The organism is Nitratireductor sp. GCM10026969, from assembly GCF_042660605.1.
Taxonomy (GTDB): domain Bacteria; phylum Pseudomonadota; class Alphaproteobacteria; order Rhizobiales; family Rhizobiaceae; genus Chelativorans.
The window spans coordinates 1-10845 of record NZ_JBHSUM010000142.1 but is presented as its reverse complement, the minus strand read 5'-3'; the positions used below and the strand labels follow the sequence as shown (position 1 = coordinate 10845).

General features: G+C 65.0%; 13 protein-coding genes and 1 other RNA gene. 6 read left to right on the top strand and 8 right to left on the bottom strand.

The annotated features are described in order from the left end of the window. Together serB and ACFP9U_RS20295 are read left to right on the top strand one after the other, a co-directional pair. Positions 1-734: phosphoserine phosphatase SerB (serB, locus tag ACFP9U_RS20300; protein WP_378624232.1), on the top strand; the 734-nt coding region annotated here is incomplete at its 5' end. Further along, complete coding sequence (locus tag ACFP9U_RS20295; protein WP_378624231.1) at positions 731-1285, top strand: GNAT family N-acetyltransferase; 555 nt, start codon at positions 731-733, stop codon at positions 1283-1285. The genes serB and ACFP9U_RS20295, both read left to right, overlap by 4 nt. A gap of 117 nt (positions 1286-1402) precedes the next feature. On the opposite strand, the gene ACFP9U_RS20290 is transcribed toward ACFP9U_RS20295, so the two are convergent. The 7 genes from ACFP9U_RS20290 to ACFP9U_RS20260 all read right to left on the bottom strand — a co-directional run bounded on the left by ACFP9U_RS20290 (position 1403) and on the right by ACFP9U_RS20260 (position 7289). Next, complete coding sequence (locus tag ACFP9U_RS20290; RefSeq protein ID WP_378624230.1) at positions 1403-2896, bottom strand: Do family serine endopeptidase; 1494 nt, start codon at positions 2894-2896, stop codon at positions 1403-1405. Positions 2897-2986: 90 nt separating this feature from the next. Continuing rightward, positions 2987-3172, bottom strand: coding sequence for a DUF2065 domain-containing protein (locus tag ACFP9U_RS20285; protein ID WP_322452167.1), 186 nt, complete (start codon positions 3170-3172; stop codon positions 2987-2989). Positions 3173-3227: 55 nt separating this feature from the next. After that, entirely contained in the window at positions 3228-4223 is a 996-nt protein-coding gene (gene hflC, locus ACFP9U_RS20280) for a protease modulator HflC (protein ID WP_378624229.1), read from the bottom strand. Beyond that, on the bottom strand, positions 4223-5368 hold the full coding sequence (gene hflK, locus ACFP9U_RS20275) for an FtsH protease activity modulator HflK (RefSeq protein ID WP_378624228.1): 1146 nt from the start codon (positions 5366-5368) through the stop codon (positions 4223-4225). The genes hflC and hflK overlap by 1 nt, the downstream gene beginning before the upstream one ends. A 165-nt stretch (positions 5369-5533) precedes the next feature. Continuing rightward, positions 5534-6064, bottom strand: coding sequence for a dihydrofolate reductase (locus ACFP9U_RS20270; protein ID WP_378624227.1), 531 nt, complete (start codon positions 6062-6064; stop codon positions 5534-5536). Between the two features lie 23 nt (positions 6065-6087). Then, entirely contained in the window at positions 6088-6882 is a 795-nt protein-coding gene (locus ACFP9U_RS20265; protein WP_378624226.1) for a thymidylate synthase, read from the bottom strand. 95 nt (positions 6883-6977) lie between these two features. Next, the gene (locus ACFP9U_RS20260) at positions 6978-7289 is read right to left on the bottom strand and encodes a DUF2853 family protein (RefSeq protein ID WP_378624225.1); all 312 of its coding nucleotides are present in this window, start codon (positions 7287-7289) and stop codon (positions 6978-6980) included. A gap of 151 nt (positions 7290-7440) precedes the next feature. On the opposite strand from ACFP9U_RS20260, the gene ssrA reads away from it, so the two are divergent. Continuing rightward, positions 7441-7815, top strand: a transfer-messenger RNA (tmRNA) gene (gene ssrA / locus ACFP9U_RS20255). A 107-nt stretch (positions 7816-7922) separates the two neighbouring features. Further along, positions 7923-8498: an AAA family ATPase gene (locus ACFP9U_RS20250; RefSeq protein WP_378624224.1), complete on the top strand. Its 576-nt coding sequence runs from the start codon at positions 7923-7925 to the stop codon at positions 8496-8498. 99 nt (positions 8499-8597) lie between these two features. Here ACFP9U_RS20250 and ACFP9U_RS20245 read toward each other — a convergent pair whose 3' ends face one another. Next, positions 8598-9617 carry a GlxA family transcriptional regulator gene (locus ACFP9U_RS20245; RefSeq protein ID WP_378624222.1) on the bottom strand — a complete coding sequence of 340 codons (1020 nt, stop codon included), beginning with the start codon at positions 9615-9617 and terminating at the stop codon, positions 8598-8600. A 167-nt stretch (positions 9618-9784) separates the two neighbouring features. On the opposite strand from ACFP9U_RS20245, the gene ACFP9U_RS20240 reads away from it, so the two are divergent. Both ACFP9U_RS20240 and ACFP9U_RS20235 read left to right on the top strand, forming a co-directional pair. Beyond that, positions 9785-10084 carry a nickel-binding protein gene (locus tag ACFP9U_RS20240; RefSeq protein ID WP_378624220.1) on the top strand — a complete coding sequence of 100 codons (300 nt, stop codon included), beginning with the start codon at positions 9785-9787 and terminating at the stop codon, positions 10082-10084. 135 nt (positions 10085-10219) lie between these two features. Beyond that, positions 10220-10780 carry a type 1 glutamine amidotransferase domain-containing protein gene (locus tag ACFP9U_RS20235; protein WP_378624218.1) on the top strand — a complete coding sequence of 187 codons (561 nt, stop codon included), beginning with the start codon at positions 10220-10222 and terminating at the stop codon, positions 10778-10780. Positions 10781-10845 lie beyond the last annotated feature (65 nt).

The following is a 10845-nucleotide window of genomic DNA, read 5'->3' as shown; positions in this document are numbered from 1 at the left end:
CGGCCGAGGCCGAGGCAGCCGCGCGCGCGGCGGCTGTAGGTTTGCCGATCGACGTGGCCGTCCAGCCGGCGGACGACCGGCGCAAGAAGATGCTGATCGCCGACATGGATTCCACCATGATCGACCAGGAGTGCATCGACGAGCTGGCCGACGAGATCGGAATCAAGGAACGGGTCGCCGCCATAACGGCCCGCGCGATGAACGGTGAAATCGCCTTCGAGCCAGCGCTTCGCGAGCGCGTGGCGCTTCTGGAAGGCCTCGAAGTGGCGGTGATCGACCGCGTCATCGAAGGCCGCATCACCCTTGCGTCGGGGGGGCGCGAATTGCTGGCGACGATGAACGCCGCCGGCGCTTATTCCGCCCTCGTTTCCGGCGGCTTCGACATCTTCACCGGGCGCATCGCCGCCGTCCTGGGCTTTCACGAGCACCGGGCCAACCGGCTGATGACGGAAGGCGGACGGCTGACGGGACTGACCGGCGAGCCCATTTTGGGGCGCCAGGCCAAGGCCGATGCGCTGGTCGAAATCGCCGCGCGGCTGGGAATCGCCCATCGCCATGTGATGGCGGTGGGCGATGGCGCCAACGACCTCGATATGCTGCGCCTGGCGGGCGCCGGCGTGGCACTGCATGCCAAGCCCGCCGTCGCCGAGGCGGCCGGAATCCGCATCGACCATGGCAATCTCACTGCCCTTCTCTATCTTCAGGGCTACCGGCGGGAAGAGTTCGTGCAATGACGCCCATGCTGACGGAACGCCTGGTCCTGCGCAACTGGACGGACGATGACCGAGCGCTCTTTCACCGCATCAACGCCGACGAGCGCGTGATGGAGTTCTTCCCCTTCCGCCGCGACCGGCAGCAGTCCGACACCGTTCTCGACCAGTTGCGCGCGGGTATCGCCGAGCGCGGTTTCGGCTTCTGCGCCGCCGAGCTCCGGCGGACCGGGGCGTGCATAGGCTTCGTGGGCCTTCACGAGACTGTCCCCGTCCCTCATTTGCCGAAGGGCACGGTCGAAATCGGCTGGCGGCTGGCACCTGAATTCTGGGGCCAGGGATATGTCACGGAAGCCGCCAGGGCGTGGCTCGCCTTCGGCTTCGAAAGGCTCGGGCTCGCGGAGATCGTCTCCTTCGCCGTGTGGAACAACCGGCGCTCCATCGCCGTGATGGAGCGCATCGGCATGACGGCCGACCCCGCGCGCGACTTCGACCACCCGTCCGTGCCCGACACGCACCCGCACCTCAAACGACACGTCTTCTATCGCCTTAGGCGGGAGGAATGGCGGGGCTAGACAATTCCAGGAAAAGTGGAAGCCGGTTCCGAATTACGTGGAAACAAATGGCTAGAGAGCAGCCGAGTGGACGAATGGGAGCGCATGCTGCTCAAGGCACGGCGTGTAAGGACGTCCTCAGTTCATCCGCAGCGTGACGAAACGCAATTCACCGGACGACCCGGCGAGCATGAGCAGCGCGTTCTTGCGCCCCTCCGCCCTCAGATCGTCGATCCGGGTCAGCACATCCTCCGGATCCGATACCGATTCCAGAGCGATCTCGACGATAACGTCGCCCGCCTGGACGCCCTGTTCTGCGGCCACGGAACCGTCCTCGACCTCCGAGATCAGAACGCCGCTGATATCGTCGGGAACATCGAAGCGGCCACGCCCCTCCTCGTCGAGTTCGACGATCGTCATGCCGAACACCTTCGCCGAGGAAACCGGCCCGCTCTCCTCCTCCGCATCATCATCCTCCAGCGCGTCCTCGGCCGAAGCCGAGATCTCCGCCTCTTCGAGACGGCCGAGCGTGACCTGCACGGTCTGCCGCTCACCCTTGCGCAGGATCTCCACCTCGACGGTCTTGCCGACCGGGCTCTCCGCCACGATCCGGCGCAACTCGCGCACCTCGGCGATGGGGAGACCGTCGAAACCGACGATGATGTCACCGGCCTGAAGTGCGCCGCCCTCGGCCGGCCCGTTCTTTTCGATTCCGCTGATCAGCACGCCGGCGGCCTCGCCCAGGCCCAGGCTTTCAGCGACCTCCTCCGTCACTTCCTGTATGCGCACACCCAGCCATCCGCGCCGCGTCTCGCCGAATTCACGCAACTGGTCGATGACATTGGTCGCCAGGTTCGAGGGAATGGCGAAACCGATGCCGATCGAACCGCCGGTGGGCGAGATGATCGCCGTGTTGATGCCGATGACCTCGCCTTCCATGTTGAACAGGGGACCGCCGGAATTGCCGCGGTTGATGGCCGCATCGGTCTGGATATAGTCCTCGTAGGGCCCGGCGCCGATCTGCCGGTTGCGCGCGGAGACGATGCCGACGGTGAGCGATCCTCCGAAGCCGAACGGATTGCCGATCGCCATCACCCAGTCGCCGATGCGCATTGCGTCGGAATCACCGAACGGCACCTGCGATAGATTCTTCCCCGCGGGATCAATCTTCAGGACCGCGAGATCGGTCTTGGAATCGATGCCGACGATCTCGGCCGTCCTGGTAGCCCCGTCGGCGAAGTTGACGACGATTTCGTCGGCGCCGGTGATCACATGGTTGTTCGTGACGACGATGCCCTCACCGGCGTCGATGACGAACCCGGAACCGAGCGAGGAGCCCGGCCCCGGCAATTGCGGATGCCGGCCGCCGTCATTGAAGAATTCCTGAAAGTAATCCTCGAAGGGAGAGCCGTCGGGAATCTGCGGCATGGGCACGCGGCCGCCGCCGCGCAGCGCGTTCTGCGTGGTGGAGATGTTTACGACCGCGTCGACCAGCGTCTCGGCGATGTCGGAGACCGACTCGGGCCCACGCGTTTGCGCCAGTCCGGTCGCGGGCGCGGCACCGATTCCGATCGCCACGGCGACCGCCATCACTGACCGAGAGGCAATGCGAAGCAGTTTAGGCGAAGACATCTGGCACTCTCCCGCGTGCGTTTCGCACCGTCCCGGCAGATAGGGCAACTTCGTGGCAAAGATATAGCCGCGCCTGCCGCTCTGCCAGCGTCAGCCGCGCACGAGCCAGATAATGAACACGCCGACGGCCATGACCGCCAGGCCGATGCCGCGCATGAGACTCTCCGGCATCTCGATGATATCGGCGGCCATGCGCTTTGCAAGCCGCGGAAGGCCTCCATAGAGGAGGCCTTCGAAGACCAGGACCAGGCCGAGCGCGGCGATGAAGTCACTCAACGCCATGCTCCGACCGCCTTTTTCCGCGTACGCGGCAACGCACGGAGCGGTCCGCCTACTGCGCCGGCCCGGCCGCCGGCAGGCTCGCGCCCCTTTCGGGAACTTGCGGGGCCTCGATCGACCCCGTCAGTGCCCCGCCGTCCTCGCCGGATGGAACCTGGCCATCCTGCCCGCGTCCGTCGGAGGATCCGAAGAAGCGGAAGAAATCGGTATCCGGGCTCAGCAGCATGGTCGTCCCCTGCGGATCGAGCGCTTCGCGATAAGCCGCCATGGAGCGGTAGAATTCGAAGAACGACTCATCGCGCGTAAAGGCATCGGCGAAGATCGCATTGCGCTCGCCCTCGCCTTCACCACGCAGGATCTCCGCCTCGCGCTGCGCTGCGGCGAGAATCTCCACCACCTCACGATCGGCACGGGCACGGATGCGCGCCGCTGCTTCGCGGCCCCGGGCACGCAGGCGCTCGGCTTCGGCCAGACGTTCGGCCTTCATCCGGTCGTAGGTCTGCTGCGACACCTCGGCGGTCAGATCCGTCCGCCGGATACGCACGTCCTCGATCTGCAGGCCGAGAGACGCGGCGGCGGGGCGCAGGTCCTCGGCCACCTCGCGCATCATGGAAGTACGCTCGTCCGACAGGGCCGCCTCGAAACCGCGCAGGCCGTAGACACGCCTGAGCGCTGCGTCGAGACGCGTGCGCAGACGCTGTTCGGCCAGCGGCAGCTCACCGGAAACGGCCTGCCTGAAGCGGCGCGCATCTTCGATGGAATAGGCGACGAAGGCGTCGACCTCGTAGAACTTGCCGCCGGAAACCTGCAGGCGGATGTCGTCGAGATCGAAGCGCAGAATGCGGTCCGGGATCATCAACACTCTGTCCGCGTCGGCGAAGCCGAAGGGCAGCTTGAAGTAAAGGCCAGGCTCGCGCTCCACCTTCACGATCTCGCCGAAGCGCAGCACGATGGCCTGGTTGCGTTCGTTCACCACGAAAACAGAGGAATAGACGAGGAACAGCGCGACGGCGGCGATGATGACGCCAAAAAGGAAACGGTTCGACATCAGTTATTTCCCCCTTGCGTCTGTACCCCAGTTTGCGTGCCCGCCGCGCCGCGCCCGACGCTGGCCTGTGCCGGCAGCTGGTTGCGCAACTCGGGCAACGGCAGATAGGGGATCACGCCCTGCCCGCTCCCTTGCCCCACGATCACCTTGTTGGAGCCGCGCAGCACGGTTTCCATGGTTTCCAGGAACAGACGCTTGCGGGTGACTTCCGGCGCCTTGGCGTATTCTTCGTAGACGGACACGAAGCGCTGCGCCTCACCCTGGGCCTCCAGCACCACGCGGTTCTTGTAGGCGGCCGCCGCCTCGCGGATTTCCGCGGCTTCACCGCGTGCCTGACCGAGCTGCTGGTTCGAATACTGGTTGGCTTCCTCGACGAAGCGGTCCTCGTCCTGCTCGGCGCGCTGCACTTCGTCGAAGGCGTCCGCCACCTCGCGCGGCGGTGCCGCGTCCTCGATCGACAGCGCGTTGATATCCAGCCCCGCGTTATATTCTTCCATGGTCGTCTGGATGGTCTCGCGCACACCCTGGGCGATGCCTTCGCGATCGTCACGGAAGATGTCCTGCGCCGGGCGGCGGCCGACGACCTCGCGCATGGCGCTCTCGGCGACCTGGCGCAGCATTTCGTCGGGCTCATCGACGTTGAAGAGATAGGCCGCCGGATTGGCCACCTGATAGGCGACGGAGAATTTGACGTCGACGATGTTCTGATCGCCCGACAGCATCAGCCCGGAAGAGGTGCCTCCGCGCACTTCGCCGATATCCATCAGCCTTTCGGCGATCGTCGCCTTTTCCACCGTCTCGATCGGCCACCAGTGGAAGTGAAGACCCGGCTCGGAAAGCTGGTCCTTCGGCTTACCGAAGCGCAGCTCGACGGCGAGCTGATCCGGCTGCACGGTGTAGACCGACTTGAAGAGCCAGAGGCCCAGCACGGCGATGGCGATCAGGCCGATCATGGCCGGGTTCGGGCCGCCGCCGCCGGGCAGGACGCGCCGCAGCCGATCCTGTCCGCGCCGGATAATCTCCTCGAGGTCCGGAGGGGTGCCTTGCGGGCCGCCGGACGGCCCACCGCGCGGTCCCTGGTCCCACGGGCCTCCGCTGTTCCCGCCGCCCCATGGACCGCCGCCACTCTGATTGTTCCAGGGCATTATTATTCCTTTATCCTTTGGCCGGCCGACACGGTCGCCGACGCTCCCTTGCGGCCTTTATAGGTAGCGTGGAAAGCGCTTTCAACGCATGAACCGCGCCCCGATCGGGCCCGGGCATGCACGTCCCAACATCGGAGACTCCGAAATAGCGGGCTTTCCTCCGCTTCACGCGACCGGATGAGCAGGCTTCCCGTTCGCAGATTGCCGTTGGTAGACGACATAGCGCGTCGGGTAAATATCCTTTTCGCCAGCCGGTACCTCCTCGCTCGAGACGGCTTGCCAAATACCGGGATCAACGGCCGGAAAGAAAGCATCGCCGTCTACTTCAACATCCACATAGGTAACATGAAGCACATCCGCCAGGGGCAGCGCCTCGCGGAAGATCTCGCCGCCCCCGATGATGCAGACTTCCGCCGCCTCATCCGCCTGTCCCCGCGCCTTTTGCAGCGCCGCCTCGAGCGAGCCGACCGTCACCGCTCCTTCGGCACGATAGGCAGGGTTGCGCGAAATCACGATGCTGACGCGGCCTGGCAGAGGCCGGCCGATGCTCTCCCAGGTCTTGCGCCCCATCACGATGGGTTTACCCATGGTGATCGCCTTGAAGCGCTTGAGATCGGTGGAAAGCCGCCACGGCATCGTGCCTTCCCGGCCGATGACGCCGTTTCTTGCCACGGCGACGACGAGTGTGATTTTCATGGCCCGCCTGAATTGCTGTGTGTCTATACCGCGATGGGTGCCCGGATCGTCGGATCGGCCACGTAGTCTTCCAGCCGGAAATCCTCGTAGCGAAAGGCGAACAGATCGTCCACCGCGGGGTTGATCCACATCCTCGGCAGCGGCTTGGGCGTGCGCGTCAGTTGCTCCCGCGCCTGGTCGAAATGGTTGTGGTAGAGATGGGCGTCACCGAGCGTGTGGACGAAATCGCCGGGCCGGAGCCCACTCACCTGGGCAACCATCATCGTCAGGAGCGCATAGGAGGCGATGTTGAAAGGCACGCCGAGAAAAATGTCGGCCGAGCGCTGGTAAAGCTGGCAGGACAGCCTCCCCTCGGCCACGTAGAACTGGAACAGGCAGTGGCAGGGCGGCAGCGCCATTTCGTCCACCAGCGCAGGGTTCCAGGCCGAGACCACATGACGCCGTGAATGAGGATTTTCCCGCAACGATTTGAGAAGATTCGCGATCTGATCGACATGGCCGCCATCCGGCGCCGGCCAGGAACGCCACTGCGCCCCGTAAACCGGGCCGAGGTCGCCGTTCTCGTCGGCCCATTCGTCCCAGATGGTAACGCCGTTCTCGTTCAGATAGCGGATGTTGGTGTCGCCCTTCAGGAACCAGAGCAACTCGTGGATGATGGACTTCAGGTGCAGCTTCTTCGTCGTGAGCACCGGAAACCCGGCCTCCAGGTCGAAGCGCATCTGATACCCGAAAACGCTGCGCGTGCCGGTGCCCGTGCGGTCGCCCCGGTCGTCGCCGCTTTCCAGGACGTGGGCAAGAAGATCAAGATACTGCTGCATGAGAACGCGGGACCGAATCGGATTGCTTCATGGCCTCACAATAGGGCGGACCGGCCGGTTGCCAAAGGCCGGTCGAGCCGGTCCCGCGCGGCGGTTCAAAGGGCGGCGAGCTTGCCCATGTGCTTGGCCACCAGATAATAGAACGTGACCCGGTTTTTCGAGTTGTCGCCGGCCATCGTCTCGCAGACCTTCTCGATGACCGAATCGCACCGGGCGTCGTCGCTCTCGCCCAGCTTCTTCTTGCACCATTTCTCGCGCACGCGCGCCAGTTCGTCCGGGTCCGAGCAGGACACCAGCGACGAGTCGCGGCTGCGCAGCGCGATGCCGAGATGCTTGACGATTTTGTCGACAGCGTCCGCGTCGGCCGTTGCGTCATATTTCTGAACGTCTGCGAGATAGTCAGCCATGGTCTTCTCCCTCCAGGATACATTCAGCTGCATTGAAGACGACATGGCTCCACTGGTATCTCCAGGATCGCCACGCCGGTTGCCCCTCCGTACCGAGCATCGGCAATGCTTCCGGGCAAGTCAACGAAAATGCGCCCTTTTTCACGGTTTGGCTCTTTCATTGCCGTGCCGTTGTTCCTATATTCGCCCCCGTTAGCCTCGTGCTGACTATGGCGATAAACGGCCGATGCAATAAGCCTATCGGACCCGGGGGCAGTGCCCGGCGCCTCCACCAGAAACCGTCGGCGAGCGCATGACGCACCAAGGACGGCTTCTGATGGGGGCGAAACAGGATCGACGAGGGTGTAAAGATCGGACTTTCGCCCGGCATGGTACCACCGTTATCGGACCGAACCTAATAGTTGCCAACGACAACTATGCGGAAGCACGTCTCGCCGCGTAAGCGGTGCGATAGCTTCAATTCAAGTCTCAGGCCGTCGCAGGTCTGAGCGGGGTCCGGAGGCACCTGGCAACAGAAGCCTCCACTTTCCCCCTTTCTCCCCAGACTTTCGAGCTTACCCAGCGAACACAGCCCGTGCGGCGCGTTGCGCCGTGTGCGCTCTGTCGCCTGCGCATTCCTTATCGAGGAAATCCATGCAGCCATTCAACGCACGCAATCTCTTCATCGTCACCGGCGGCCCCGGCGCCGGTAAGACAACGCTTATCGAGGCATTGCAGGCCGCCGGCCTCGCGACCGCGCCGGAGGCCGGGCGCGCCATTATTCGCGCCCAGCGCGCCATCGACGGCCCCGCCCGGCCCGATCGTGACCGTGCGCTCTATGCCGAACTGATGCTGTCGTGGGAATTGCGCTCCTATGAGACGGCCCGGGCGGGCGGCAGGCCTCATGTCTGCGACCGCGGCATTCCCGACACCATCGGTTATCTCCGGCTCATCGGCCTGCCCGTCCCGCCGCATCTGGAAAAGGCGGCCCTAATGTTCCGCTACAACGAAACGGTCTTCATCCTCCCGCCCTGGCCGGAGATCTACACCGTCGACACGGAGCGTGCGCAGACGCTCGATGAGGCCGAAAGGACCTACGAGGCGATGCGCGCCGTCTACACCGAACTCGGCTACCGGCTCTCGCCCGTGCCGCGCGCCGAGGTGGAGGAGCGGCGCGATTTCGTCCTTGACGGCGTGCGGAAGGCTGCGGAACGCCAAGCGCGCGCGTGATGTGCGGCGCACAGGGGAAGCGCAGTGGGAGGCCGCGAGGCGGTGCAGCAACGTCGCGTCCTTCTCGTTCCCATGTCCGATACCCAACTTTGCGCTTATTCACGGGTGTTCCGACGGGGCATGGCGCAGCCGGTAGCGTTCGCGGTAGGCCGCCGGCGGCATGCCGCTGTAGCGCTTGAAGACACGGCGGAAGAACGACGTGTCCTCATAGCCAACCGACACGCCGACCCGCTGCACCGAAGCCGCGCCGTTCTCGAGCATCTGCCGGGCGGCGGCAACACGGACCATCTGGAGATAGGCGCCCGGAAGGCAGCCGGTCGCCGCCTTAAAGCGGCGGATCAGGTTGCGCGTGCTCATGCCCGCGATGCCGGCCAACTCCTCGATCGAGACGTCGCGCCGGAAGTTCGCGTGCAGGTACTCCTCCAGTTCGCGCATCGGCGCATCCGTATGCGGGCGCGATATGGGCAGGATCGCATACCCGGACTGGTGCAGGCGCGGCATGTCGAGAAGCAGCGCCTTGGAACATTCGAGCGCGACTTCCCGCCCGCACAGCCGTTCGACCAGATGCAGGCTGAGATCGGTCGCCGCGTTGACGCCGCCGCCGCAGAACAGCCCGGCATCCTCGGTGATCAGCATGTCGGTCCGCCAGTCCACCTTCGGATAGCGGCGCCGGAACTCTTCCGCCACGCCCCAGTGGGTGGTGGCCCGGCGCCCGTCGAGGAGGCCGGCCTCGGCGAGGAAGGCCACTCCCGAGCACACGCCGGCCAGCATCGCGCCCTGCCTGTCATATCGCTCGACCAGCCAGGGCAGCAGCTTGGCGTGGCGCTGCATCCATTCCGACGGCATCGGGCCGGAGGCCGAGACGAAGACGAGATCGGCCGGCCCGACGTCGTCGATGCCCGCGTCGGGAGCGATGCGAAGGCCGTAGGCGCTTTCCACCGGCGCACCGTCGATCGAGGCCATGGTGACGCGGAAGCGGGGCTGTGGATCGCCGCCGCTCATCTCGTTCCACATCTTGCCGGCAGACGCGAACACCTCGATGGGGCCGACCGCCGTGGACGCGTAGCCCTCATTGACGAGGACGATCGTCACTTCCAGCATGTCGCCGTCTTCAGCCATGATCCTTCCCGTTTGCCGCGGGCATTATTTCGAAGAATGCGCGTGGCTTCCAGAACCTGGAGCCGGATTGGCACTTTCGCCTCCCGTGAATGTCATGATCGCCGGCTTTAGGCAGAATGCTTCTCGGCGCATCTTCCAACCGTCAACCAACACGAATGGAGGAAGCAATGGATCTCTACGTCATTCGCCGCCGTGGCGCCTGGGCCAACGAGCAGGAACTGGAGGCGGCCGGCGCAAAGTCGACCCGCGTCGGCGAGGAAATGGCCGATCGCCTGCGGTGGATCCGCACCTACGCCGTCACCGAGCCGGACGGGCGTATCGGATCGGTCTGCATCTACGAGGCCCGCGACGCCGAGGCGATCCGCGAGCATGGCCGGCGCGTCGGGGTGCCGAGCGAGGACTTCCAGGTCGTCCGCGGCACCGTCGTCAAGAACCCGGACCCGCAGCCCGGTGCCGAGACTGCGTGAGGGCACCTGCTGCTGCCATGCCGCATCGCCGATCCGCTTCCGCTGCGACATTTTTCGCCTGCAGGCGGATCGGCGGGAACCCCGGCCTCCTCTCTCCGTTCGCCGATCGACAAGGCAAAGGAACGGAGTAAGCAAATGCAGGATATTTCGGGAAAGCGCATCGCCATCCTGGCGACCCACGGTTTCGAGCAGTCGGAACTGGAAGTGCCGCTTGAGAAGTTGAGCGAAGCCGGCGCGGAGGTGCACGTGGTCTCGCTTGAGGGCGGTGAGATCAAGGGCTGGGACAAGAAGGACTGGGGGCGTCCGGTCCCCGTCGACAAGACGCTCGATTCGGTGAGCGCGGGCGACTACGACGCCCTGGTGCTGCCGGGCGGCCAGATCAATCCCGATCTCCTGCGCGTCGACAACAGCGCCGTCAACTTCGTGAAGGATTTCTGGACCGACAACAAGGTGATCGGCGCCATCTGCCATGCACCCTGGCTCCTGATCGAGGCCGGCATCATCCGTGATCGCCGGGTCACCTCCTACAAATCCATCAAGACCGACGTGATGAATGCCGGCGGCAAATGGGAAAACAGCGAGGTCGTCACCGACCAGGGGCTCGTCACCAGCCGCCACCCCGGTGATCTGGAACCCTTCTGCGAGAAACTGGCCGAGGAGATCCGTGAGGGACGGCACGAGCGCCGCGCCGCCTGAGGAACCCGGGTTGCACGGGCGGCGCGCCGCGTACCCCTTCCCTATTCCGCCGCGGCGGTCGCCGG

Excerpts from the sequence above, each read along its gene's own strand:
- ACFP9U_RS20270 (WP_378624227.1), bottom strand. The coding sequence starts at position 6,064 with ATGAAAATCACACTCGTCGTCGCCGTGGCAAGAAACGGCGTCATCGGC.
- ACFP9U_RS20240 (WP_378624220.1), top strand. The coding sequence starts at position 9,785 with ATGGATCTCTACGTCATTCGCCGCCGTGGCGCCTGGGCCAACGAGCAG.
- hflC (WP_378624229.1), bottom strand. The coding sequence starts at position 4,223 with ATGTCGAACCGTTTCCTTTTTGGCGTCATCATCGCCGCCGTCGCGCTG.
- ACFP9U_RS20290 (WP_378624230.1), bottom strand. The coding sequence starts at position 2,896 with ATGTCTTCGCCTAAACTGCTTCGCATTGCCTCTCGGTCAGTGATGGCG.
- ACFP9U_RS20250 (WP_378624224.1), top strand. The coding sequence starts at position 7,923 with ATGCAGCCATTCAACGCACGCAATCTCTTCATCGTCACCGGCGGCCCC.
- ACFP9U_RS20245 (WP_378624222.1), bottom strand. The coding sequence starts at position 9,617 with ATGGCTGAAGACGGCGACATGCTGGAAGTGACGATCGTCCTCGTCAAT.
- ACFP9U_RS20260 (WP_378624225.1), bottom strand. The coding sequence starts at position 7,289 with ATGGCTGACTATCTCGCAGACGTTCAGAAATATGACGCAACGGCCGAC.
- ACFP9U_RS20265 (WP_378624226.1), bottom strand. The coding sequence starts at position 6,882 with ATGCAGCAGTATCTTGATCTTCTTGCCCACGTCCTGGAAAGCGGCGAC.
- ACFP9U_RS20295 (WP_378624231.1), top strand. The coding sequence starts at position 731 with ATGACGCCCATGCTGACGGAACGCCTGGTCCTGCGCAACTGGACGGAC.
- ACFP9U_RS20235 (WP_378624218.1), top strand. The coding sequence starts at position 10,220 with ATGCAGGATATTTCGGGAAAGCGCATCGCCATCCTGGCGACCCACGGT.
- hflK (WP_378624228.1), bottom strand. The coding sequence starts at position 5,368 with ATGCCCTGGAACAATCAGAGTGGCGGCGGTCCATGGGGCGGCGGGAAC.